The following is a 25,129-nucleotide window of genomic DNA, read 5'->3' as shown; positions in this document are numbered from 1 at the left end:
TATGATCCCTTACAAACCTCTGCAGATTAGAAATCTATGTCCTTGATAGTTCTACTGCTTCTGCCGTTTGTTGGCAGCTGTCTGGCGGCTGTACTGCCGCACAACGCGCGTAACAGCGAATCACTTCTGGCCGGCCTTGTCGCGCTGGTCGGTACCGTGCAGGTCGCACTCCTGTACCCGCAAATTGCCGATGGCGGCGTCATCCGTGAAGAATTTCTGTGGCTGCCGAGCCTGGGCTTCAATCTCGTGCTGCGCATGGACGGGTTCGCCTGGCTGTTCTCGCTGCTGGTGCTGGGCATCGGCACCCTGGTGTCGCTGTATGCGCGCTACTACATGTCACCCCAGGACCCGGTTCCGCGTTTCTTCGCGTTTTTCCTGGCGTTCATGGGTGCCATGCTGGGCCTGGTGATCTCTGGCAACCTGATCCAGATGGTGTTCTTCTGGGAACTGACCAGCCTGTTCTCGTTCCTGCTGATCGGTTACTGGCACCACCGTGCCGATGCACGGCGCGGCGCCTATATGGCGCTGATGGTCACCGGGGCCGGTGGCTTGTGCCTGCTGGCGGGGGTACTGCTGCTCGGCCATGTGGTGGGCAGCTATGACCTGGACAAGGTCCTGGCCGCCGGTGACCTGATTCGCAGTCATGCCCTCTACCCCATTCTGCTTCCCCTTATCCTGCTCGGCGCCCTGACCAAGAGCGCTCAATTCCCCTTCCACTTCTGGCTTCCCCACGCCATGGCCGCGCCCACGCCGGTCTCGGCCTATCTGCACTCGGCCACCATGGTCAAGGCCGGGGTGTTCCTGCTGGCCCGGCTATGGCCGTCGCTGGCCGGCAGCGAAGAATGGTTCTGGATCGTCAGCGGCGCAGGGGCCTGCACCCTGCTGCTGGGCGCCTATGCGGCCATGTTCCAGAACGACCTCAAGGGCCTGCTGGCCTACTCGACCATCAGCCACCTGGGCCTGATCACCCTGCTGCTGGGCCTGAACAGCCCGCTGGCAGCGGTAGCGGCGGTGTTCCACATTCTCAACCATGCCACCTTCAAGGCCTCGCTGTTCATGGCCGCCGGCATCATCGACCATGAAAGCGGCACCCGCGATATCCGCAAGCTCAGCGGGCTGTTCCGGCTGATCCCGTTCACCGCCACCCTGGCCATGGTCGCCAGTGCCTCGATGGCCGGCGTACCCTTGATGAACGGCTTTCTGTCCAAGGAAATGTTCTTCGCCGAAACCGTGTTCATCAGTTCCACGGCCTGGGTCGAAACCACCTTGCCGATCATCGCGACCCTGGCGGGCACCTTCAGCGTCGCCTATGCGCTGCGCTTCACCGTCGACGTGTTTTTCGGCCCGCCGGCCACCGACCTGCCCCATACCCCCCACGAGCCGCCGCGCTGGATGCGCGCGCCGGTCGAGTTGCTGGTGCTGACCTGCCTGGTGGTGGGTATCTTCCCTGCGCAGTCGGTGGGCCCGCTGCTGGCCGCTGCCGCACTGCCGGTGGTGGGTGGCACGCTGCCCGAGTACAGCCTGGCCATCTGGCACGGCTGGAATGCACCACTGATCATGAGCCTGATCGCCATGTGCGGCGGCGTGGTGCTCTACCTGGTGCTGCGCAATCAGCTCAAGCGCGGGCGCTTCCTCTACCCGCCGCTGATCGAGCTGTTCAATGGCAAGCGCCTCTTCGAACACGGCCAGGTACTGCTGATGCGGGTGGCGCGCCGCTTCGAGCGCCTGTTCACCACCCGCCGCCTGCAGAAGCAGCTGTTCATGCTGGTGCTCATCGCCCTGCTCGCCGGCGTGCTGCCCATGCTGCAAACCGGGTTGAGCTGGGGCGACCGGCCCAAGATCCCGGGCTCAGGTGTATTCGTGATGCTCTGGCTGATCGCGATCATCTGCGCCATCGGCGCTGCGTGGCAGGCCAAGTACCACCGGCTGGCGGCCCTGACCATGGTCAGTGTCTGCGGCCTGATGACCTGCATCACCTTCGTCTGGTTCTCGGCGCCGGACCTGGCACTCACCCAACTGGTGGTCGAAGTGGTCACCACGGTGCTGATCCTGCTGGGCCTGCGCTGGCTGCCACGGCGTATCGAAGACATCTCGCCCCTGCCCGGCAGCAAGGAGCGCGCTGTGGCACGCCGCCTGCGCGACCTGCTGCTGGCGGTGCTGGTCGGCGGTGGCATGGCCTTGCTGTCGTACGCAATGCTGACCCGCCCGACACCCAACGTGATTTCTTCCTTCTACCTGAGCCGGGCGCTGCCCGAGGGTGGCGGCACCAACGTGGTCAACGTGATGCTGGTTGACTTCCGCGGCTTCGATACCCTGGGTGAAATCACCGTACTGGTGGCTGTGGCACTGAGCGTGTTTGCCCTGCTGCGCCGCTTCCGCCCGCCCAAGGAGAGCATCCAGCTGCCTGCCCAGCAGCGCCTGCTGGCGCCGGACGTGGTCACCGACCTGGTCAACCCGCGTCAGGCCGCCGATACCGCGCTGGGCTTCATGATGGTGCCCGCCGCCCTGGTGCGATTGCTGCTGCCGATCGCGCTGGTGATCTCGATGTACCTGTTCATGCGCGGCCACAACCAGCCCGGTGGCGGCTTCGTCGCCGGCCTGGTGATGTCGGTGGCTTTCATCCTGCAGTACATGGTGGCCGGCACCCAGTGGGTGGAAGCCCAGATGAGCCTGCGTCCGCTGCGCTGGATGGGCACCGGCCTGCTGCTGGCAACCCTCACCGGGGCCGGGGCGATGCTGCTCGGCTACCCGTTCCTGACCACGCATACCGCGCACCTTGACCTGCCGATACTGGGCGACATCCATGTCGCCAGCGCCCTGTTCTTCGACACGGGCATCTTTACCGTGGTGGTCGGGTCCACGCTGCTGATCCTCACCGCACTGGCCCACCAGTCGGTGCGCAGCCACCGGCCGAGCAGCCAGCCCAAACCCACCGTCAACCCGGGAGCCGCCTGATGGAAGAAGTGATTGCAATTGCCATCGGTGTGCTCGCCGCGTCAGGCGTGTGGCTGATCCTGCGCCCACGGACCTTCCAGGTGGTGATGGGCCTGTGCCTGCTGTCGTACGGCGTCAACCTGTTCATCTTCAGCATGGGCAGCCTGTTCATCGGCAAGGAGCCGATCATCAAGGACGGCGTACCCCAGGACCTGCTCCATTACACCGACCCGTTGCCCCAGGCACTGGTACTGACGGCCATCGTCATCAGCTTCGCCATGACCGCCTTGTTCCTGGTGGTGCTGCTGGCTTCGCGCGGGCTGACCGGCACCGACCACGTGGATGGCCGGGAGCCTAAAGAATGAGTGTGATGAACCAACTGATCGTCGCGCCCATTCTGCTGCCGCTGCTGACCGCCGCACTGATGCTGCTGCTGGGCGAAAAGCGCCGGCCGCTCAAGGCCCGCATCAACCTGATCTCCAGCCTGGCCGGGCTGGGTATTTCGATCTGCCTGCTGCTGTGGGTGCAGGAGCAGGGCCAGGCCAGCTCGATCGGCGTGTACCTGCCGGGCAACTGGCAGGCACCTTTCGGCATCGTGCTGGTACTCGACCGCCTTTCGGCACTGATGCTGGTACTCACCGGCATCGTCGGGGTCAGCGCGCTGGTGTTCGCCACCGCGCGCTGGGACCGTGCAGGCGCCAGCTTCCACGCCCTGTTCCAGATCCAGCTGATGGGCCTGTACGGCGCCTTCCTGACGGCCGACCTGTTCAACCTGTTCGTGTTCTTCGAAGTGCTGCTGGCCGCCTCCTACGGCCTGATCCTGCATGGCTCGGGTCGTGCGCGGGTCAAGGCCGGCCTGCACTACATTGCCATCAACCTGCTCGCTTCCTCGCTGTTCCTGGTGGGGGCTGCGATGCTCTACGGGGTCACCGGTACCCTGAACATGGCTGACCTGGCCCTGAAGATTCCGCTGGTGCCCGAGGCCGACCGCGGCCTGCTGCATGCCGGCGCGGCGATTCTGGCCACGGCCTTTCTGGCCAAGGCGGGTATCTGGCCGCTCAACTTCTGGCTGGTCCCGGCCTACTCGTCGGCCAGCGCCCCGGTTGCCGCACTGTTCGCGATCATGACCAAGGTGGGCACCTATACCGTGCTGCGCCTGTGGACCTTGCTGTTCTCCGGTCAGGCCGGCGCTTCGGCGTTCTTCGGCGGCGAGTGGCTGGTCATCGGTGGCCTGGCCACCCTGGGCTGCGCGGCGCTGTCGATCCTGGCGGCGCAACGCCTGGAGCGCATGGCCAGCCTGAGCATCCTGGTCTCGGCCGGCACCTTGCTGGCCGCCATCGGCTTCGGCCAGGCGGCGCTGACCGCCGCCGCCCTGTTCTACCTGGTGAGCTCCACCCTGGCCTTGTGCGCGCTGTTCCTGCTGGCCGAGCTGATCGAGCGCTCGCGCTCGGCCAACGAGTTCCCGCTGGAAGACGACACCGATGCGCTGCCCTCGCCCCTGGAATCGCTGCAGCCGCCCAAGGGCATCAACCTGGACGATGAACAGAAGGCGGTGATCGGCCAGGTGATTCCCTGGACCATGGCATTCCTGGGCCTGAGCTTCATCGCCTGCGCGCTGCTGATCATCGGCATGCCGCCGCTGTCCGGCTTCATCGGCAAGCTGAGCCTGATCAGCGCCCTGTTCAACCCCAACGGCCTGGGCGTGCCGGTCGACCAGCCGCTGTCTGCAGCCGGCTGGGGCCTGGTGGCCTTGCTGGTGCTCTCGGGCCTGGCATCGCTGATCGCCTTGACCCGTGTCGGCATCCAGCGCTTCTGGACCCCGCAGGAGCGCCCCTCGCCGTTGCTACGGCGCAATGAATGCATTCCCATCGTGCTGCTGCTGGGGCTGTGCGTACTGCTGAGCGTGCGCGCCGAACCACTGCTGCGCTACACCCAGGACACGGCAGCCGGGCTCAAGGACCCTGCCAGCTACGTCAATGCGGTACTCGGCACGCGACCGGTGCCCGGCCCCACCAGCGAGGCGATTGCCGGGCAGGTGCAGCCATGAAGCGCCTGTTTCCCGCGCCACTGCTGTCGCTTTCGCTCTGGGGGTTGTGGTTGCTGCTCAACCTCTCGCTGAGTGCCGGCAACCTGCTGCTTGGCGCACTGCTGGCAATCCTGGCACCCATCCTGATGGCGCCGCTGCGTCCGCTACCGGTGCGCATACGCAAGCCGGGCACCATCGTGCGGCTGATTCTGCGAGTGGGGGGCGATGTGGTGATGTCCAACCTGCAGGTTGCCCGTAGCGTATGGCAGGCCGGTGGCCGGCCGCCACGCTCGCGCTTCATCCGTATCCCGCTGGACCTGCGCGATGCCCATGGCCTGGCGGCGCTGTCGATGATCACCACGGTCATTCCCGGCACCATCTGGTCGGAGCTGGCGCTGGACCGCAGCATCCTGCTGCTGCATGTCTTCGATCTGGACGATGAAACGCAGTTCATCGACCACTTCAAGCACACCTACGAACGTCCGCTGATGGAGATTTTCGAATGACTGGCCTGCTCGCCAACGCCATTCTCGCCAGCCTGTTCATCTTTGCCCTGGCCATGGCCCTGACCCTGGTGCGCCTGTTCAAGGGCCCTTCGGCGCAGGACCGGGTACTGGCGCTGGACTACCTGTACATTCTGGCCATGCTGATGATGCTGGTGCTGGGTATCCGCTACGCCAGCGACACCTACTTCGAAGGTGCGCTGCTGATAGCCCTGTTCGGCTTTGTCGGCTCGTTTGCCCTGGCCAAATTCCTGCTGCGTGGCGAGGTGATCGAATGAACTCGACCGTCGAATTGCCGTTCTGGCTTGAAGTGGTCACGGCTGTGCTGCTGGTCGTCAGCAGCCTGTTCGCCCTGAGCGGCGCGGTAGGCCTGCTGCGCCTGAAGACCTTCTTCCAGCGCATGCACCCGCCCGCCCTGGCGTCGACCTTCGGCACCTGGTGCGTGGCCATGGCTTCGATCCTATACTTTTCGGGCCTCAAGCACTCGCCTGTACTGCACGCCTGGCTGATCCCGATCCTGCTGTCGATCACCGTGCCGGTGACCACCCTGCTGCTGGCGCGGGCCGGGTTGTTTCGCAAGCGCATGGCCGGGGATGACGTGCCCGAAGAGGTCAGCAGTGGCCGCGGGCGCGATACCGGGCACTGACACCTGGCCCTATCGAGCTGCCAACACCTGCAGCTCGCGGCGCACCATCGCCGCATATTCCGGCGGGCTCAGCTGATACAGCTGCCCTGCCACCCAGTTCAACCAGGCGCCCTGCAGCACCGCGCGTTGTGCCAGCCACTCCAGGGCCTGGGCCTGGGCGCGGGCCTGATGCTCGGCGTGGAAGCGCGCACGCCCCGACGCCGCAGCGGTACTGCTCACTCGCTGGCCTTGAAGGTCAGTTCGCCCTTGCGCCATTTGGCGGCCTTGGCCGTGGCAGCCTTCAGGGTCTTGGTCAGGCCTTCCTTGATCTGCTCGTGGGCAGCAAACACCATCACCACGGTCTGCCCTTCGCGGAACACGATGCCATGCCCTTCGGGCACGGTCACGAACGCATAATCGCCCAGTTCGTAGACGGTCAGCTTGATGTCGCGAAAGCGGATCTCCAACTTGCCACCTTCGCGGCTGGGCAATACCGCCGCCCGAAAGTGATCGCCCACTTTCAGTTCGAGCCGCTGTTTGTCATCGACCACCAGGGCCTCTTCGGTATCGATCTCGGCAAGGTAGATACCTTCGGCACTTTGTTCGGTCACGTAGACGAAGCGCGATTGAAACTGTTTGACCAACTTGGCCCGCAGGTCGCCCAACACGAAGAGGGCGTGCATATCCAGATTACTGACTGCCAATGATTAATTCCTCAAAACCAGCATCACCCCGCCACCTCGCAGGCGGCACTGCGCCGCGAAGGTCCCGGTTTTCAATTTGAAGTCTGAAAGACTAGTGGATCAGTGCCAGGGTTGTTCGTACGCACAGACACCAGGCTGCGAAGGAAAACACGTCGTGCCCTGCCAGTTGATAACCGGCGGCTACAAACAGCCATTTCCCAAAGTGCAACCGATTTCTCTGACAGCGTGCTCGCTGAAAAAATGCGATAGCTGAAAGAAAGATCCCAGAACGAAGGACCTCTGGACGAACATGTTCACTGCACAGGGAAGCGAATATGCACGAAAACACCGAAACACGTCGAGTGGGCAATACACTAGAAGTATCAAAAAATATCGGGAGCGCATCCGGCAAAACCCGGCCGCGCTACATTGTAGTGCCGGCTGGCGTAGGTTTTTTCCATATCACGGAGTCTGCCACGGGCCGGGTGAAAGGCTTTCGCCGACATCACGGGGAGGCCTGCGCCCTGGCAAGGACCCTCGAGGCCAGGCCCCGCGCCTACCCGGCCTGACAGGCGTCCAGCCCCTGCCCATCGAACTGTGCCAGCCAGGCGGCGCGACAGGCGTGTGCCTCGTCACGGCTGGCGAACGCGGTGCCTCTGCGCTCACCGTTGACCAGCACCACCCAGCACACGCGCATGCCCACCGAACGCAGCGAAATGGGAACGCCACTGCCGATCATCACCGCCACATCGACCTTGCACTGCATGATTCCCTCCGGAATTTAATTAGCAGCCTAACGATGAGGCGATGATAAACCCCTGCCCCTTGCGGGAAAAAGCTATCCCTGGCATAGCTGTTTTGCATCAAGCGCAATAAATCCGGCTCAGGAAATCACGCTGTGCTGGGGTCGATAGCCCAGGCGCAAGCCGCCCCAGTGGCGCCCCTGTACCTGGATCGGCACCGACAGGTCATGCATCAGCTCGCCCGTGTCACGGGTATAGGTCTGCAGCAGCACCGGTTGCTGATGGCTGCCGCAACGGATACCGGTACGGTCGTCGAACTTGCGCTTGCTGCGGTTGTGCGCGGTATCGGTCGCCTCGTCACCGGTCAGTGGCTGGCTGAAGGCGTTGTTGTGGGTCGGCACATAGCCCTGCTGGGTACAGGCAATGGCGAACACCAGGCCTTCATGCTGGGCCAGCAGCGGCTCCTGGATCGCGGGCAGTACCTGGTCGGTGTAGTCGTCGAAACGCGTGCGGTAACGGGCCGGGCGGGTACCGGGCAGCAGCTGATACTGGCGATCGAACAGAGCATCGACGCTGATGCGCCCCTGGGCGATGTCGGCCTCGAAGCGTTCGGCAATTTTCTGGGCCCCCTGGCGGGCAAGGTCGTATACGCGCTGGTGGTAGTCATCCAGCCCCACCTCGGCCAGACGCTCGCTGATACGCTCGGCCTGACCTTCCATCTGCACGGCTGCCTGGGCCAGGCGCTGGGTCTGCTGATCGCTCACCACCAGGTCGCTGCGCATCTGCGCCACGGCCTGGAACAGGCTGTCGAGCTGAGTACGGTTGGTCTCGGTACCGGCAGCGATCGCATCGATCTGCTGCTCGACGCCAGCGGCGAGCCCGGCGATGGCGTCCAGTTGCTCGCCGGTGTGCTCGACCTGGTCCACCCCCTGGTGCAGGTCATCGGACAACTCACGGATCTGCTCCACCACCTGGGCGGTACGCTGCTGGATATCGGCCACCATCAGGCCGACCTCCTCGGTGGCACTGGCGGTACGTCCGGCCAGGCCACGCACCTCATCGGCCACCACGGCAAAGCCACGACCATGTTCGCCGGCGCGCGCGGCCTCGATGGCCGCGTTCAATGCAAGCAGGTTGGTCTGGCTGGCGATGGTCTGGATCACCAGGGTAACCCGGGCGATGTCTTCGCTGCGCTGGTGCAGCGCCTCGATCAGTTCGCGGCTGTCGTTGGCACGGGCGCTGAGCTGGTGCATGCGCTGGATCGACTCGGCCAGCACCGTTCTGCCGGCAGCACTGCTGTGGTGGGCCTCGCGGGCCGCACCCAGGGCCTGCTGGCTGAGCTGCGAAGTGGCTTTCTCGGTACCGATCATGACTTCGGCACTGCTGACGATCTGCGCCGCCGACACCAGTTGCGATTGCAGCTTGTCGGCCAGTTGCTGCACCGCATGGGCAACGCCAGCGGCAGACAGCGCGTTGTGGCTGGTGGCCTGGGCCAGGTCACGGGTCAGGTCGCCCAGCGGGTCCTGCTCGTTCACCACCTCGGCCGGCCGCTTGCGCATCAACGGCAGCCACAGGGCCAGCAAGGCCAATGGCAGACACAGGTAGAAGGACACATCGGCAAACGCCATGGCACTGAGCAACACCACCAGCACCAGGCTTTGCAGCGCCGTGCCCGACCAGCGCCGGGCGCCAGTGGACGTACCTTGCAGCGGCACCAGCGTGCCAGGCAGAGATCCTTCTCGCATCATAACAATGGTTCCCGCAGTGTCGTTATTGTGCCCCCATTAAACGCCACTACAAGGCCATTATCCATGCTTCGTTGGATGTAAGACCCTCCTGCTTGATGCAAGGCAAAGAAACGCAAAAGCCCCGGGCTGTGAACCCGGGGCTTGCTGGTACGACAGCGGGCGTCAGGCCTGACGCTGGTGCTTGTCGAGCTGCTCGTGGCGCTCTTGCGCCTCGATGCAGTACTTGGTGGTGGGGCTGATCAGCAGGCGCTTGAGGCCGATCGGCTCGCCGCTGTCTTCACACCAGCCGAAGCTGTCGTCCTTGATGCGGCCCAGGGCAATTTCCAGCTGGGGCAGCAGGCGCTGGTCACGGTCGATGGTGTTGACCAGCCAGTGACGCTCTTCTTCGACCGAGGCGGCGTCGGCAGGATCAGCAGGGGTGTCCAGGCTTTCGATGGCTACACGACTTTTCTCGATGCGCTCATGGATCTCCACTTTCATCGACTGCAACAGCTCGGTGAAAAAGGCATGCTGCTCAGCGTTCATGTAGTCATCGGCCGGCATGGCCAGCAACTTTTCCTTTGTCATTGATTTCTCTATAAAAAATACGTGCATTTAGGCGATCGGGTGCTACCGGCGAACAGCTCGCCGGCGGCGCAATTCTTCAAGCACCATCCGGCACTCAATTTACAGGGGGCGGCAGTCTAAGGCCGAGTTTCGCAAGGGGCAATACAAATGAAGGTGGTTTTGTCCGAAATGCCCCTCGAACGAGCGTCAACGCTCCCCTGAGGGCGGCCTTTATAGCAAAAAAACTCGTCCGCGGGGGTAGTCTCGCTGTTTATCGCACGCCCGCCTCGCCCAGCAGCTGGCTCAGCACCGCACGCAGCTTGCCCGGCTTGACCGGCTTGTTGAGCAATGGCGCGCCCAGGCGCTGCATCGCACGGCGGCTCTGGTCGCTGCGATCGGCGGTGATCATCACGGCGGGTATGGTCACCGCGAAATGCTCACGCAGGTCGCGCACCACTTCGCAGCCGGTCACCCCGTGGTCCAGGTGAAAGTCCGCCAGCACCAGTTCCGGCGCGCGCCCCTGCAACACCTGAAATGCCGTCTCGCGGTCGGTCGCGGTCAGCACCTCGCACCCCCACTGGGCCAGCAGGGCGGCCATGCTCTGCAGGATGCTCAGTTCGTTGTCCAGCACCAGCAGGCGGCGCCCCGGCAGCGGGTCGCCGACGCTCGGCAGCGGTGCTGGCGCCAGCACCGGCGGGCAACGACGTTCGGTGGAGAGCGGCACATCGATGCTGAACACCGAACCGCGCCCCGGCCAGGAGCGCACCCGTACCGGGTAATCGAGGATCCGCGCAATGCGCTCGACGATCGCCAGGCCCAGGCCCACCCCCTTGCGATCGGCGGCGCGGCCCACATCGAGCTGGTTGAATTCGAGAAAGATCGATTGCAGGCGCTGCGCAGCAATGCCGCGCCCGGTATCCCAGACCTCCAGGCGCAGGCAGTCGCCACGCCGCCGCGCCCCCAGCAGGATGCGCCCCTGTTCGGTGTAGCGGCAGGCGTTGCTGAGGAAGTTGCGCAGGATCCGCGTCAGCAGCCGCACATCGGTGCGGATCACCTGGCGCCCGCTGCGCAAACGCAGGCCCAGGCCCTCGGCAGCCGCCACCGGCTGGAACTCCGAGGCCAGCGGCGCCAGCACATCGTCCAGCAGGTACAGGTCAAGGTCAGGCTTGATTGCCGCCTGGTCGAGCCGGGAAATATCCAGCAGATCGCTCAACAGGTCTTCGGCACCTTCCAGCGCCTGGTGCGCGCGCTCCACCAGCAATTGCTCGGCCTGCGGCAACTGGCGCTCGCGCAGGGTCGAAATCAACAGGCGTGCAGCGTTGAGCGGTTGCAGCAGGTCGTGGCTGGCGGCGGCCAGGTACTTGTCCTTGCTGCGGTTGGCGGCCTGGGCCGCATCGCGTGCCTCCATCAGCTGGCGGGTACGCTCGGCCACGCGCTGCTCCAGCTCGTCGTTGAGTTGCTGCAGACGCTCCTGCGCCAGCTTGCGCTCGGTGATGTCGGCGACGAACCCCTCGACCACGCCCTCCTCGTCCGGGCGCAGCAACAGGTTCATCAGCACATCGATGCTGCTGCCGTCCTTGCGTCGCAGCTGGGTTTCGTAACCCAGCAGGGCCTGCTCGCGCTGCAGCACCTGGGCAATGTCCTGCAACTCGGCCTGGCCGCCCACGAACAGGTGGCTGGCCAGGTCACGCCGGGAAAACAGCACCGCCTGGGGGTCGGCATACCCCAGCATGCGCGCCAGCGCCGGGTTGGCGGCGCGCAGGCCATCGTCGAGGCTGGCCTGGAAGATGCCGTGCACCGCATGCTCGAACAGCCACGAATAGCGCTTGCGCTCGGTTTCCAGCTCGTCCAGGCGCGCCGCCAGTTCCGGGTAGTGGCTTTTGCGAACAGTGTGGTTGCTCAGCCCCAGCAGCCCGGCCAGCGCATTCGCGCCAGGCTCAGAGGGCCTCGCCATACACCACCTCGACATCACGCTGGCTCGAAGTCCGCGGGTTGGTGAGGATGCACGGGTCGTCCATCGCATGCTGCGACAGGAACGGAATGTCGCTGCTGCCCACCCCATGCAAGGCCAGGGTTTCGTGAAAGCCCACGGCGTGCTTGAGCGCGATCAGGTGCTCGACCAGGCGCTGGCGGACCTGATTGTGGTTCAGCCCGCGGCAATCGATACCCAGGGTCTGCGCGATCAACTTGAAGCGATCGGGGGCGGCGCTGTAGTTGAAGGCCACCACATGCTCGACCAGCACCGCATTGCACAGACCGTGGGGCAGGTCGAGAAACCCGCCCAGGCTGTGGGACATGGCGTGCACCGCCCCGAGGATGGCATTGGAGAAGGCCAGCCCGGCCTGCATGCTGCCGAGCATGATCTTCTCGCGCAGGGCGATGTCCTGCGGGTTGGCGATCATCTGCACCAAGTTGCCGTTGATCAGGCGCATTGCCTCCAGGGCATGGGGGTCGGTCAGCGGCCCATGACCGGTGGACACGAACGCCTCGATGGCATGCACCAGCGCGTCGATGCCGGTACAGGCCGACAGGAACGGGTCCATGCTCAGGGTGGTTTCAGGGTCGATCAGCGACACATCGGGTACCACCGCCTTGCTGACGATGGAGAACTTCATGCGTTCCTGCTGGTTGGAGATGATCACGAACTGCGACACGTCGGCCGAGGTGCCGGCGGTGGTCGGGATCAGGATCAGCGGCGGGCTCGGCACTCGGATGGTGTCGACCCCTTCGAACTCCAGGATGTGCCGGCCGTGGGCCGCCACGATGCCGATGCCCTTGGCGCAGTCCATCGGGCTGCCGCCGCCAACGGCCACGATCACGTCGCACTGTTCGCTGCGATAGCGCTCGGCGCCGGCCATGACCTCTTCGACCCGCGGGTTGGGCGACACGTCGCTGTACAGGCAGTAATCGATGCCCTGTGCCTGCAGGCTGGCCTCGATGTCGCCGACCCAGCCGGCGGCGATCACGCCAGGGTCACTGACCAGCAGTACCTTGCGCGCGCCGAAGGTCCTGGCGTAATTGGCCACATGGTGCCGACAGCCGGCACCGAAGATGATTTCCGGAGAGACGAATTTACGCAACTGGCTCAGGTTCGGGCTCATGCGACGCCTTCTTGTTCTTTTAAGGTAGCGCCAGCCTAAAGCATCAGGAGGGTTTTGCAATCAGACGATAGGGGGGATGCACAAGGCAGCGCCGGTGCCTTGGGGCACCGGCGCAAGAGGGATCAACGGCTGGCGAAGTACATGGTCACTTCAAAGCCGATACGCAGATCAGTGAACGCGGGTTTTTTCCACATAGGTCCATCCTCTTCTGGCACCACAGGATTGCGGTGCGTCTATTAATACACCGTTGCCGACGCAGGTCGAATGCTACTTTGGAACAGGTTTTCCCACAGCCATCGGGCGTCAGAAGAAGCCCAGCGGATTGATGTCGTAGCTCACCAGCAGGTTCTTGGTCTGCTGGTAGTGGTCGAGCATCATCTTGTGGGTTTCACGACCCACGCCGGACTTCTTGTACCCGCCGAACGCGGCGTGCGCCGGGTACAGGTGGTAGCAGTTGGTCCACACGCGCCCGGCCTTGATGCCACGGCCCATGCGGTAGGCACGGTTGATGTCGCGGGTCCACAGCCCGGCGCCCAGGCCGAACTCGGTGTCGTTGGCGATTGCCAGGGCCTCGGCCTCGTCCTTGAAGGTGGTCACGCCCACCACCGGGCCGAAGATCTCTTCCTGGAACACGCGCATCTTGTTGTGGCCCTTGAGCAGGGTCGGCTGGATGTAGTAGCCGCTCGACAGGTCGCCGGCCAGGCGCTCGCTGGCGCCACCGGTCAGTACCTGCGCGCCCTCTTCGCGGGCGATGTCCAGGTACGAGAGGATCTTGTCGTACTGCTGCTCGGACGCCTGGGCACCAACCATGGTTTCGGTGTCCAGCGGGTTGCCACGCTTGATCTGGGCGATCTTCTTCATCACCACGGCCATGAACGGCTCGTAGATCGATTCCTGTATCACCGCACGCGATGGGCAGGTGCACACTTCGCCCTGGTTGAAGAACGCCAGCACCAGACCTTCGGCGGCCTTCTCGATGAAACTCGGCTCGGCCTGCATGATGTCTTCGAAGAAGATGTTCGGCGACTTGCCGCCCAGTTCCACGGTGCTGGGGATGATGTTCTCGGCAGCGCACTTCATGATGTGCGAGCCCACCGGGGTGGAACCGGTGAAGGCGATCTTGGCGATGCGCTTGCTGGTGGCCAGCGCTTCACCGGCCTCGCGCCCGAAGCCCTGCACGATGTTGAGCACGCCCGGCGGCAGCAGGTCGCCCACCAGCTCGGCGAACACGGTGATCGACAGTGGGGTCTGTTCAGCCGGCTTGAGCACCACGCAGTTGCCGGCGGCCAGGGCCGGGGCGAGCTTCCAGGCGGCCATCAGCAGCGGGAAGTTCCATGGAATGATCTGCCCGACCACGCCCAGCGGTTCATGGAAGTGGTAGGCGGCGGTGTTTTCGTTGATCTCGGCGGCGCTGCCTTCCTGGGCACGAATGCAACCGGCGAAGTAACGGAAATGGTCGGCGGCCAGCGGCACGTCGGCATTCAGGGTTTCGCGAATGGCCTTGCCGTTGTCCCAGGTTTCGGCAATGGCCAGCACTTCGAGGTTCTGCTCGATACGGTCGGCAATCTTGAGCAGGATGCGCGAGCGGTCCTGCACGCTGGTACGGCCCCAGGCATCGGCAGCGGCGTGGGCGGCGTCCAGGGCGCGCTCGACGTCTTCGGCGCTGGAACGTGGAAATTCGGCGATGACCTGGGCGTTCACCGGCGAGCTGTTGGTGAAGTACTGGCCGTTCAGCGGGGCAACGAACTCGCCGCCGATGTAGTTGCCGTAACGCGGTTTGAAGTTGACAAGGGCGCCTTCGGTGCCGGGAGCTGCATAGATCATGTTCGGGCCTCTGTTGATCCGGGCCTGTCATGACGACAGGCGGTGTACGGATCTTAGGCAGCCCGGGGCGGCTGACGAATCGCCCTTTGGCAGAGGACAACTCGTCATTTGGTAGTAGGCGCGGGCGCCGCTACAGGTCCAGGAACAGCGCCCGGGCCGAGCGGCTGTCGATCTGGCTGCGGTAGATCTGGATCACGCGCTCATTGTCGGCGTCTGCCGGCAACTGGTACTGCCCCCCCTCGAACCGCTGTGCGGCGGTTTTCAGATGCGCCGCGGTGTACAGCCCAGGCTCTGCGTCCAGGGTCGCGTAATGAAAGTGCGCCACCCACAGCAACTGCCCCGCCTTGTCGTGGATTTCGTACTCCTGAAGGAAATCCTGGGCATGACCCTTGCGTTTTCGCGTGGGCTTGCGCGGCTGGAGCCTGTGCAGGCTGACCTCGCCCTGGGCCTTGAGGTAGGCCACCCGACTGACCGTCGGCAACTGTGCCAGGGTCATCTGCACACGCAGACGCCGCCCTTCATCACGCAGGTGCTTGGCCTGCTCGAGCAGGGCCTTGGCTTGCAGCGCCGCATCCTGGCCGGCAGCCGACCGGTCGGTGTCGTTGCCGGCAGTCAATGCCTGTTCGATCTGCCGGGCCAGCTCGTCAAGCGGGCGCGCCTGGTGCGTCAGGATTTCTTCCATCTCCACCGGAAGCATGGCGGTCCTGGCCTGGGCGACGGCGCGCCTGAGCTGCTGCGCCGAGTCGTTCAGCAACCGCGTGGAGCGCTCCAGCAAGCCCGGCAACTGCGCCTGGGTGGCGCGCGCAGGTGCTGGGCGGGGGCGCTCCACCGGCTGCCAGATACCGGCCTCGGCGGTTTCCTCGTAGCGGGCCAGCTCGCGCTGTTCCACCGGGTCGATCACCACCACCACGTCGCTGTCGGCTCCTGCCAGCCGACGCTGCTGGCCCACCACCACGCCGCGGTTGCGGGTGCGTATCAACGTGCGCGAGCGGCTGCCTGAGGCCGGTGGCGCCGAAGGTTGGCGTGGCAGGTCGCGAATCAGCCCGGCCAGTTGCTTCTGGGCAGCATCATGCAGGGCCTGCAGCACCTGCTGGTACTCCTCCACCTGTGCCGCCCCCTGCAAAACCGCGCTGGAGGCCTTGTACAGCTGGGTGCCCTGCAGTGCACTGGCATAGTGGCGCACACTGCTGTCGAGCATCTGCACCCGTTCCTGATCGGTGAACGCCCCGCCCATCTCGAGCTCCAGCTGCAAGCCCAATCGGGCAGACAACACCGTCTCGTAGATACCCTCGCCTCCGGCGTGCCCGCGGTCTGCCTGCAGCACCAACACCCCCAGCATGTTGATCTGGGACGAACGCCAGGCCTGGACTGCCAGCTCTTCACCGCGCATCGCCTCGATCCTGCTTGCCTGGGCCGGGCCGCCGGGCAGGATCTGGCGCAGCTGCCCGGTCAGGCGATCGAGGGCCTGATAGCAGTCGATGATCTGCTCGGTCAGGGTCTTGGCCCCTTCGAGCAGCACCACCAGTTGCCGATAGGTGGGCGAAGTGCCTTCCAGCACCAGTTCGCGCAGACGGTCCTGACCCTGGCCGCCGCGAAGGTTGTTTATGCCGTCCTTGTTATGCATGAACAGGCTTCGCAAGGCGTACAGCAACTGCACGGTAATGCTGGACTCCTCGAACAGGTAGTTGCCCTGCTGGGCGCGAAAGTTTGCCAGGGTTTTAAGCTGGTTCAGTTGCGCATGGCTTTCCCGCGCCTTGGCCAGCCCCTGCCCGTGCCGTCGCAGATCATCCACATAGCGGCGCAATCGCTCGGCCGAGGGCTGCGGCTCCTGTTTCACCACCTCGTCCAGATCGCGCTTGAGCTGCAAGGCGCTGGCCTGGCGCACCGGCTGGTAGTCGTCCAGTTCCTTCTGCAGAACCTCCACGCGAGCCTGGTTGGCCAGGCGCAACTGCTGGATGCGCCGATTCAGCGGCATGCCGCCACGCAAGCGCAAGCCCAGGTCGAATTGCCAGCTGCCATCGGCGGCGTGCCGCAGCCAGGGCCCGGGAGGCTGTTGCGCGTCGCGGATTCGCAGGCCGGCATCCTCCTCCACCACGGGGTAGACCTGCCCGCTGACACCCACCCACAGACGGTCCTCATGCAGGTACAACCCCTGCCAGGGCCCGTGGCTGATCGGTGCCCCCAGCCCCTCGCGGCCCTGCACGCGCTGCAGGGGCACCAGCCGCGCGCGCTGTTCGCCGCTCAGTCGGTACGCCGCCGCTGCCCAGCTGAAATCCAGGCTGTCCAACGCCTGGCCCGAGGGCGAAGCGAGGGCATGGCCGAACTCGGGCTCCAGCACCTGGGCCAGCGGCGACTCGCCCCTCTGCGCAGGGGTTGAGAGCTTGAGCCGGGTGGTGTCGGTCCTGCTCGCCAGCAACGTCAGCGCCAGGTTGAACAACCATCCCGCCAGCTGCCCGTCACCCTCGCTCTGGTGTTGCTGCAAGGTATCGCGCAGGCCCGCCGTCAGTTGCACCAGCCAGCCGGCCACCGCAACCGGGCCATTGCACAGTGGCAACAGCGTGTTGAACATCAGCCAGCCCAGTTCGGCATAGGCCGCCCAGCGCTGTTCGCTGGATGACTGCGAGCCGGCCCGGGCGCGGGCCACCAGTTCCTGGGCGCAGCTACGGTACAGATGCACCAGCGGGTCGCCGTCGATCAGCGCGTCGCTGAACGACGCCGGGGCCGGCACCTGAAGGGGAGCGAAGTCCGAGCCGGGCAGAAAGCGCACCGTATGCGGCTGCTCCAGCCCGCCACGCGCGTACACCGGCTGTGCCTTGGCAGGCAGCCGCGCCAGCAGATCGTCGTGCAGCGCGCCGGGCTCGCACAACCGCTCGAACAGGGCCTGGCGCGAGCTGAACTCCTGCAGCGGCTCGCGGTGCAGTGGGCGATACAGCAGGCACGGCCCCTGGCGCGGGTCGCGGCCCTCGACCAGGTACGCATTGAGCGCGACATCGGGGTGTGCACCCGCCTCGCGCAACAGGCCCAACGGACGCAGCACCGCGTCGGTTTCCTCGCCACGGCACAGTGCCGTGACCCGCCGGGCACTCAGTGCACTGACCCCTTCGCGTTGACGCAGGCAGTACTCCAGCACCAGCATCGGCAGTTGTTCGCGCAACTGATCGACGAACAGCTGCTGGCGACTGGCCGACTGCACAGGGTCATCCAGCAGGCTGTGCTGCAACAGGTCCGGGTAGGTCTGGCCCACATCCAGGCGGGTGACCTGGGCCTTGATGAATGCAAGATCCAGCCATGTCGGCAGCACTGCGCCGCTGCGGCTGCGCAAGGTGACGCTGCCTGCCCTGAGCAGCCCCAGGTTGCCCACCGCCAGTTGGGCCAGGTTCAGCGTCACCTCGCGAATGCTGCCCGCCGGGGCAAAATCCCCCCCACTGCCGCCGGCGCCGGCAATCACCTGGCGGTTGACCAGCTCGACATCCTCCAGCTCGGCACGGGTAAATCCCGGGTGCCCGGCATGCACCGCCGCCTGCCACTGGGCCCAGGCGTACTCCGGCATGCCGGGCAGGTCATGCAGGAACGACTGCCCGCCACTGCGCTGCTGCGCCCGCGCCAGGCGCACCAGCATCTCGGTGTACTGCAGGCGCGGCGCCTCGTCAGCGTCGCGCAACCACGTCGGCAACAGCCCGCGCAGGCTGGCCAGGGTCTGGCGCTCGCTCACATCGCACACCTGCACCAGCGAGGTGGCTTCGTCCAGGCGCGCGACCAGCGTCTGCACCGGGTCGACCTGCGAATCGAGAGGTGCTGCGGCGATGGCATCGATCAGGCGCAATTGCTGTTCGAACAACAACCGCGCCTGGGCCTGGAAAATCGACAGTTCGGTCTGGTACAGGTTGAGCTTGAAGGTGCCCGAAGCCTGCGCGCCCCAGCCCCTGGCCAATGCCTCCAGCAGTGCCTGGCGCGAATCGAAGCGATACAGCCCACCCGCCAGGGTGTAGAGCACCACGACAGTGCGCAACTGGCCGAGCACCTGGCGCTCGATCAGCACCGCGCTGGCCAGTTCAGGGTCCAGCCCGCCACCGGGTTCGGCATCCAGGCACAGCAGCGACACGCGTACATCCGCGCCGTTGCCGAACTGCGCGCGCTGCGTCGCCCGTGGATAGATGCCGACCATCGTCGCCGTGGCCAGCTCCAGCCCGTCCAGCACGCCAGCCCCTCGGGCCAGTTCGCAGGCGCTGGAAAAACGGCTTTTGAGGTAATCGGCCAGCCAGTCCCAGCGCGCGGTCTGGCCCGGCTCGGCCTGGCCCCAGTAACGGCTGAGCACACGCTTGTATTCATCGAGCAGCAACGGCCCGCATTCATTGAGCAGGGTTTCGACCGCGTGCAGGTCGACATCGGCGGCCTGCGGATACTCGGCGCCGCGCTGCAGGGTGAGGTAGTCCAGCCCGCTGGCCAGGTTGAGGCAGGTGCGTTCGCAATAGCGCCGTATCAGGGCATCGGCCAGCGTATCGAGCCGCGCGCCCTGCCCCGGCCGCCCCCTGACCAGGGTCAAGGCCGATGGCGCCGGGCCCTTGATCCCGCGCACCTGCCATTGCTGCGCGCACACCTGCGCAGCCACGGCGTGCAACGAGGGCCGGGTGACCATCTGGCGGCCGATGGGGCCGCACAGCGAAGCGTGTGTGGCCAACTGCCCGAAAAGCGTATCTGCTGCATCCATGATGCGACTTCCTTGTGAGTAAAGAAGCCGCAGTACAGCGTCACGCCCTGCCGGGCAGGTGGTAGATGTTGCTCAGCGGTCCTTGAACTGGGCCTCGCGCTTGGCGATGAACGCCGCCATGCCTTCCTTCTGGTCTTCGGTGGCAAACGCGGCATGGAACACCCGGCGCTCGAAGCGCACACCTTCGGACAGGCTCACCTCGAAAGCACGGTTGATGCTCTCCTTGACCATCATCGCCACCGGCACCGACTTGCTGGCGATCTGTGCCGCCACCTTGAGGGCCTCCTCGAGCAGCTGCTCCTTGGGCACGATACGCGCCACCACGCCGGCACGCTCGGCCTCCTCGGCCCCCATCATGCGCCCGCTCAGGCACAGCTCCATGGCCTTGGCCTTGCCCACCGCGCGGGTCAGGCGCTGGGTGCCGCCCATGCCCGGCAACACGCCCAGGTTGATTTCAGGCTGGCCGAACTTGGCATTGTCGGCGGCCAGGATGAAGTCGCACATCAGTGCCAGCTCGCAGCCACCGCCCAGGGCGAAGCCGGACACCGCGGCGATGATCGGCTTGCGGCGGTTGGCGATGCGGTCGCTGTCGCTGAACAGGTCGTCGATGTAGATCTGCGGGTAGCTCAGCTCGGCCATTTCCTTGATATCGGCACCGGCGGCGAAGGCTTTCTCCGAACCGGTCAGCACCACGCAGCCGATGTTCGGGTCGGCTTCGAGCTGGTCCAGCGCCTGGTTCAGCTCGCGCACGATCTGCGCGTTGAGGGCGTTGAGCGCCTGGGGCCGGTTGAGGGTGATCAGGCCGACCTTGCCACGGATGTCCAACAGAATGGTTTCGAAACTCATGCAAGCTGCTCCCTTCAAAGATTGCGCGCAATGACCATGCGCTGAATGTCGCTGGTGCCTTCGTAGATCTGGCAAACCCGCACGTCACGGTAGATCCGCTCCAGCGGGAAGTCGCTCAGATAGCCATAACCGCCCAGGGTCTGCAAGGCATCGGAACAGACCTTTTCGGCCATTTCCGAAGCAAACAGCTTGGCCATCGAGGCCTCCACCAGCGCCGGGCGCCCGGCATCACGCAAGGCGGCGGCATGATGCACCATCTGCCGGGCCACGGCGATGCGCGTGGCCATGTCGGCCAGGCGAAACGCCACCGCCTGGTGTTCGATCAGGGGCTTGCCGAAGCTCTCGCGTTCGCGCGCATAGTCACGTGCCACCTCGAACGCGGCCCGCGCCATGCCCACCGATTGCGCGGCAATACCGATGCGCCCGCCTTCCAGGTTGGCCAGGGCGATCCGGTACCCCTCGCCCTCCTCGCCCAGGCGATTGGCCAGCGGCACACGCACGTTCTCGAAGACGATCTGGCAGGTATCGGAGGCATGCTGGCCGAGCTTGTCCTCCACCCGCGCCACCTGGTAGCCAGGCGAGTCGGTGGGCACGATAAAGGCACTGATGCCGCGCTTGCCGGCTGCCGGGTCGGTCACCGCGAACACGATCACCACGCCGGCATTCTGCCCCGAGGTGATGAACTGCTTGCAGCCGTTGAGCACATAGTGATCGCCCTCGAGGCGCGCACGGGTTTTCAGGCTGCTGGCATCGGAGCCCGCCTGGGGCTCGGTCAGGGCAAAGGCACCGAGCATCGCGCCCGTGGCCAGCGGCGTCAGAAACTGCTGCTTCTGCTGCTCGCTGCCGAACTTGAGGATCGGCACGCAGCCCACCGAGTTGTGTACGCTCATGATGGTCGAGCAGGCACCATCGCCGGCGGCGATTTCCTCCAGGGCCATGGCGTAGGCGACATAGCCGGTGTCGCTGCCGCCCCACTGCTCCGGCACCAGCATGCCGAACAGGCCCAGCTCGGCCATCTGCTCGATAGCCTCCCGCGGGAAGCGGTGCTCGCGGTCCCACTGCTCGGCAAACGGCCGCAGGCGCTCCTGGGCAAACTGGCGAACGGCGTCGCTGATCTGCTGTTGTTCATCGTTGACTAGCATGGTGCACCTCAGTCCAGACACTCGACAGCCATGGCCGTGGCTTCGCCACCGCCGATGCAGATGGCCGCGATGCCGCGGCGCAGGCCCTTCTGGCGCAGCGCGGCAAGCAGGGTCACCAGAATACGCGCGCCCGATGCGCCGATGGGGTGGCCCAGGGCGCAGGCGCCGCCGTGGATGTTGACCTTGTCGTGGGGCAGGTCCAGCTGCTTCATCGCCGCCAGGGTGACCACCGCGAACGCCTCGTTGATTTCGAACAGGTCGACCTCGGTCAGGCTCCAGCCGGTGCGCTTGAGCAGCGCATCGATGGCGCCGATCGGCGCGGTGGGGAACAGTGCAGGCTCGTCGGCGAACGCCGCATGCCCGTGGATCACCGCCAGTGGCTTGAGGCCGCGCTGCTCGGCCTGGGACCTGCGCATCAGCACCAGCGCCGCCGCACCGTCGGAAATCGAGCTGGAGTTGGCTGCCGTGACCGTACCGCCTTCGCGAAACGCCGGCCTGAGCTGCGCGATCTTGTCCAGGCGGGCCTTGGGCGGCTGTTCGTCGTGGCTGACCAGGCGGGTCTGCCTGCCCTCGGTCACCTCCACCGGCACGATCTCGGCGGCAAAGCTGCCGTTCTCGATCGCCTGTTGCGCACGGGTCAGCGAGGCAATCGCAAAGTCGTCCTGAGCCTGGCGGCTGAAGCCCTGGGCCTGGGCGCAGTCCTCGGCAAAGGTGCCCATCAGGCGACCCTTGTCGTAGGCATCTTCCAGACCGTCGAAAAACATGTGGTCGATGACCTTGCCGTGCCCCATGCGGTAGCCGCTGCGCGCCTTGTCCAACAGGTACGGGGCGTTGGACATGCTCTCCATGCCGCCGGCCACCACCACCTCGGCAGTACCGGCCAGCAGCAGGTCATGGGCCATGATCGCGGCTTGCATGCCCGAGCCGCACATCTTGTTCAGGGTGGTGCAGGTGGTGCCCTTGTCCAGGCCGGCCCCCAGGGCCGCCTGGCGTGCCGGGGCCTGGCCGAGGCCGGCCGGCAGCACGCAGCCGAACAGCACCTGGTCGACGCTGTCGGCAGCCACGCCCGCACGCTCGACGGCTGCGCGAATGGCGGCAGCGCCCAGTTGCGGTGCAGTCAGGCTTTTGAGATCGCCCTGCAGGCCGCCCATGGGCGTGCGCACGGCGCTGACGATTACGATGGGATCATGGGACATGCTCATGCGGTTCTCCTGAATTACTTGGCAGCCATGCGCAAGGCACCGTCGAGGCGGATCACCTCGCCGTTGAGCATGCTGTTTTCAATGATGTGACGCGCCAGCGCCGCGTACTCCTGCGGGCGGCCCAGACGCGGCGGGAACGGCACGCCGGCCGCCAGCGAGTCGCGTACTTCCTGGGTCATGCCGGCCATCATCGGGGTTTCGAAGATGCCCGGCGCGATGGTCATCACGCGGATACCGAAGCGCGCCAGTTCGCGGGCGGCCGGCAGGGTCAGGCTGGCAATCGCGCCCTTGGAGGCAGCGTAGGCCGCCTGGCCGATCTGCCCGTCATAGGCGGCGATGGAGGCGGTATTGATGATCACCCCGCGCTCGCCGTCGGCGTCGGCACCGCCTTCGGCCATGGCCGCTGCCACCAGGCGCAGCAGGTTGAAGCTGCCGATCAGGTTGACGTTGATCACCCGGCTGAAGCTGTCCAGGCCGTGCGGCCCCTGCCTGCCCAATACCTTCTCGGCGCCGACGATGCCGGCACAGTTGACCAGCCCGTGGAGGCTGCCAAAGGCGCTGACGGCCGCGTCCACGGCGGCCTTGGCCGGGGCCTCCTGACTGATGTCGGCCACGGCGAAACGGGCCTTGTCACCCAGGGCTTGCGCCTTGGCTGCAACGGCCTCGCCGTTAAGGTCCACCAGCATCACCTGGGCACCGGCGCCGATCAGCATCTCGGCGGTGGCGGCGCCCAGCCCGGAGGCGGCGCCGCTGACGATGAAGTTCTTGTTGGCAATTTGCATAAGGGGTCCTCAGGCGCTGGCGACGGGCGCCGGCGCGGTGTGTTGTTTGGCTATTTCCTGATTGCGCAGGATGAAACGCTGCAGCTTGCCGCTCGGGGTCTTGGGCAGCTCGCCGACAAATTCGATTTCGCGCGGGTAGGCATGTGCATAAAGGCGCTGGCGCACATGCTGGCGCAGGTTTTCGGCCAGCTCCGGCGTGCCCTCCACGCCGCTGGCCAGCACCACGAACGCCTTGATCAGTTCGGTGCGCTCCGGGTCCGGCTTGCCGACCACGGCGGCCTCGATCACCGCCGGGTGCTCGATCAGCGCGCTTTCCACATCGAACGGCCCGACCCGGTACCCGGAGGTGGTGATCACGTCGTCGCTGCGCCCGACAAAGCTGATGCTGCCGTCCTGGTTCAGCTCCACCGTGTCGCCGCTGAGGTAGTACTTGCCGACGAAGGCCTTGGTCTGCACCCCGTGGTAGCCACCGAACCAGCACAGCGGTGACTGCTCGCGGTCCACCGCGAGGATGCCGGGCTGGCCGGGCGGCAGTTCGTGCTGCTGCTCATCAAGCACAACGATGCGATGACCCGGGATGGCAAAGCCGGCCGAGCCCAGGTGCACCGGGTGACGCAGGCCGTGGTGGTTGCACAGCACCATGCCCAGTTCGGTCTGGCCATAGTGATCGTGGATGGTCACCTGCAGGTGTTCGGCGAACCAGCGGATCACTTCCGGGTTGAGCGGTTCGCCGGCGCTGCTGACCACCCGCAGGCGGCCCTTGATCGGCTCGGCGAAGGCCTGGCCGGCAGCGATCAGCATGCGATAGGCCGTGGGCGACCCGGCCAGGTTGGTGATGGCGTACTTGTCGATCACCCGGCAGGTACTTTCGACACTGAACGGGCCGTCGAAGAAGGTGGTGGCCTGGCCCAGCGCCAGCGGCCCGGTGACGGCGTAGTACAGGCCGTAGGCCCAGCCGGGGTCGGCCAGGTTCCAGAAGTTGTCTTCGGGGCGCAGGTCGATGGCGTCGCGCATGTAGCCCTGAAACGCCACGATGGCCCGCAACGGCACCTCCAGCGGCTTGGCCGGGCCGGTGGTGCCGGAGGTGAACATCAGCAGGAAGGGGGCCTCCCCGGACAACAGCACAGGCGCGCAGTCGGCGCTGGCAGCGTCCAGGGCAGTGTGAAAATCCAGGTCGCCGCTGCCGGCCTGGGCATCGACGGTAATGATCCGCGCACAGCCCTCGACCTCGTCGAGCTTCGGGCGGTTGGTGCGGTCGGTGACCACCACGCGGGCGCCGGAACTGTGCAGGCGGTGCTCGATGGCCTTGGGCCCGAAGGCAGTGAACAGCGGCTGGTAGACTGCCCCCAGGCGCCAGGTGGCGAGCACCGTGACCAGCAGCTCGACGGTGCGCGGCAGCAGCCCCGCCACCCGGTCGCCCGGCCCCACGCCCTGCGCCTTGAGCACATTGGCCAGGCGTGCGGCGCGCTGCTGCAGGTCGGCAAAGGTGTACTGCGCGCAGGCCCCGTCGTGGCGCTCCCAGTACAAGGCCACGCCGCCCTCGGCGGCGTGCCGGTCGCAACACTCGACGCAGGCGTTGAGCGCACCCAGGTTGCCCGCCAGCACGGCATCGGCAGTGTGCAGGTAATCGAAAGCACGCTGCGCGTCGTGGTAATCACGCATTGCCAGACTCCTCGTTTCTTATTGTTGGAATAGAACGAATGATCTGACGATAGT

Annotated in this window: 21 protein-coding genes; 6 read left to right on the top strand and 15 right to left on the bottom strand. The window is 65.6% G+C overall.

The features are described 5' to 3' along the window. Positions 1-36 precede the first annotated feature (36 nt). From KH389_RS10050 to KH389_RS10025, 6 genes are read left to right on the top strand one after another with little or no spacing between them, the layout of a single operon-like run. Complete coding sequence (locus tag KH389_RS10050) at positions 37-2,955, top strand: monovalent cation/H+ antiporter subunit A (RefSeq protein ID WP_054915726.1); 2,919 nt, start codon at positions 37-39, stop codon at positions 2,953-2,955. Further along, entirely contained in the window at positions 2,955-3,299 is a 345-nt protein-coding gene (locus KH389_RS10045; RefSeq protein WP_007986256.1) for a Na+/H+ antiporter subunit C, read from the top strand. The genes KH389_RS10050 and KH389_RS10045 overlap by 1 nt, the downstream gene beginning before the upstream one ends. Beyond that, positions 3,296-4,981: a monovalent cation/H+ antiporter subunit D gene (locus KH389_RS10040; RefSeq protein ID WP_213607285.1), complete on the top strand. Its 1,686-nt coding sequence runs from the start codon at positions 3,296-3,298 to the stop codon at positions 4,979-4,981. Before KH389_RS10045 ends, KH389_RS10040 begins: the two co-directional genes overlap by 4 nt. Beyond that, positions 4,978-5,466 carry a Na+/H+ antiporter subunit E gene (locus KH389_RS10035; RefSeq protein WP_043860102.1) on the top strand — a complete coding sequence of 163 codons (489 nt, stop codon included), beginning with the start codon at positions 4,978-4,980 and terminating at the stop codon, positions 5,464-5,466. The genes KH389_RS10040 and KH389_RS10035 overlap by 4 nt, the downstream gene beginning before the upstream one ends. Then, on the top strand, positions 5,463-5,741 hold the full coding sequence (locus KH389_RS10030; protein WP_043860103.1) for a K+/H+ antiporter subunit F: 279 nt from the start codon (positions 5,463-5,465) through the stop codon (positions 5,739-5,741). Before KH389_RS10035 ends, KH389_RS10030 begins: the two co-directional genes overlap by 4 nt. Then, the gene (locus KH389_RS10025; protein WP_043860104.1) at positions 5,738-6,109 is read left to right on the top strand and encodes a Na+/H+ antiporter subunit G; all 372 of its coding nucleotides are present in this window, start codon (positions 5,738-5,740) and stop codon (positions 6,107-6,109) included. Before KH389_RS10030 ends, KH389_RS10025 begins: the two co-directional genes overlap by 4 nt. Positions 6,110-6,118: 9 nt before the next feature. Here the strand turns inward: KH389_RS10025 and KH389_RS10020 are convergent, their stop codons facing one another. The 15 genes from KH389_RS10020 to KH389_RS09950 all read right to left on the bottom strand — a co-directional run bounded on the left by KH389_RS10020 (position 6,119) and on the right by KH389_RS09950 (position 25,075). Next, positions 6,119-6,328, bottom strand: coding sequence for a hypothetical protein (locus KH389_RS10020; RefSeq protein ID WP_235384112.1), 210 nt, complete (start codon positions 6,326-6,328; stop codon positions 6,119-6,121). Beyond that, positions 6,325-6,792, bottom strand: a complete 468-nt coding sequence (locus KH389_RS10015; protein WP_043860106.1) for a hypothetical protein — start codon at positions 6,790-6,792, stop codon at positions 6,325-6,327. The genes KH389_RS10020 and KH389_RS10015 overlap by 4 nt, the downstream gene beginning before the upstream one ends. A gap of 535 nt (positions 6,793-7,327) precedes the next feature. Then, positions 7,328-7,537 (bottom strand): hypothetical protein, encoded by a 210-nt coding sequence (locus KH389_RS10010; RefSeq protein ID WP_054915725.1) that lies wholly within the window; start codon positions 7,535-7,537, stop codon positions 7,328-7,330. Positions 7,538-7,654: 117 nt separating this feature from the next. Then, positions 7,655-8,884: a methyl-accepting chemotaxis protein gene (locus KH389_RS10005; protein ID WP_371917321.1), complete on the bottom strand. Its 1,230-nt coding sequence runs from the start codon at positions 8,882-8,884 to the stop codon at positions 7,655-7,657. A gap of 540 nt (positions 8,885-9,424) precedes the next feature. After that, the gene (locus KH389_RS10000; RefSeq protein WP_043860109.1) at positions 9,425-9,829 is read right to left on the bottom strand and encodes a TraR/DksA family transcriptional regulator; all 405 of its coding nucleotides are present in this window, start codon (positions 9,827-9,829) and stop codon (positions 9,425-9,427) included. Between the two features lie 250 nt (positions 9,830-10,079). Next, a complete protein-coding gene (locus KH389_RS09995; protein WP_054915724.1) occupies positions 10,080-11,762 on the bottom strand; it encodes a hybrid sensor histidine kinase/response regulator in 1,683 nt (560 codons plus the stop codon). After that, complete coding sequence (gene ercA, locus KH389_RS09990) at positions 11,746-12,909, bottom strand: alcohol dehydrogenase-like regulatory protein ErcA (RefSeq protein WP_043860111.1); 1,164 nt, start codon at positions 12,907-12,909, stop codon at positions 11,746-11,748. The genes KH389_RS09995 and ercA overlap by 17 nt, the downstream gene beginning before the upstream one ends. A gap of 122 nt (positions 12,910-13,031) precedes the next feature. Then, entirely contained in the window at positions 13,032-13,103 is a 72-nt protein-coding gene (gene pqqA / locus KH389_RS09985; protein ID WP_020289857.1) for a pyrroloquinoline quinone precursor peptide PqqA, read from the bottom strand. 109 nt (positions 13,104-13,212) lie between these two features. Beyond that, complete coding sequence (gene exaC / locus KH389_RS09980; protein ID WP_123752225.1) at positions 13,213-14,733, bottom strand: acetaldehyde dehydrogenase ExaC; 1,521 nt, start codon at positions 14,731-14,733, stop codon at positions 13,213-13,215. Between the two features lie 130 nt (positions 14,734-14,863). Further along, a complete protein-coding gene (locus KH389_RS09975; protein WP_213607284.1) occupies positions 14,864-19,441 on the bottom strand; it encodes a dermonecrotic toxin domain-containing protein in 4,578 nt (1,525 codons plus the stop codon). A gap of 72 nt (positions 19,442-19,513) precedes the next feature. Beyond that, complete coding sequence (locus tag KH389_RS09970) at positions 19,514-20,287, bottom strand: enoyl-CoA hydratase (protein ID WP_043860114.1); 774 nt, start codon at positions 20,285-20,287, stop codon at positions 19,514-19,516. A gap of 14 nt (positions 20,288-20,301) precedes the next feature. After that, on the bottom strand, positions 20,302-21,429 hold the full coding sequence (locus KH389_RS09965) for an acyl-CoA dehydrogenase (RefSeq protein WP_043860115.1): 1,128 nt from the start codon (positions 21,427-21,429) through the stop codon (positions 20,302-20,304). 8 nt (positions 21,430-21,437) lie between these two features. Beyond that, positions 21,438-22,631: an acetyl-CoA C-acyltransferase gene (locus KH389_RS09960; RefSeq protein WP_054915720.1), complete on the bottom strand. Its 1,194-nt coding sequence runs from the start codon at positions 22,629-22,631 to the stop codon at positions 21,438-21,440. A 14-nt stretch (positions 22,632-22,645) separates the two neighbouring features. After that, positions 22,646-23,413 (bottom strand): SDR family NAD(P)-dependent oxidoreductase, encoded by a 768-nt coding sequence (locus tag KH389_RS09955; RefSeq protein WP_213607283.1) that lies wholly within the window; start codon positions 23,411-23,413, stop codon positions 22,646-22,648. Positions 23,414-23,422: 9 nt separating this feature from the next. Continuing rightward, positions 23,423-25,075, bottom strand: coding sequence for an AMP-binding protein (locus tag KH389_RS09950; RefSeq protein ID WP_213607282.1), 1,653 nt, complete (start codon positions 25,073-25,075; stop codon positions 23,423-23,425). Between the last annotated feature and the right edge of the window lie 54 nt (positions 25,076-25,129).

Source organism: Pseudomonas qingdaonensis, assembly GCF_018398475.1.
In the GTDB taxonomy this organism is placed as follows: domain Bacteria; phylum Pseudomonadota; class Gammaproteobacteria; order Pseudomonadales; family Pseudomonadaceae; genus Aquipseudomonas; species Aquipseudomonas palmensis.
The sequence above is the reverse complement of the archived record's forward strand: the minus strand, read 5'-3'. Positions and strand labels throughout refer to the sequence as shown.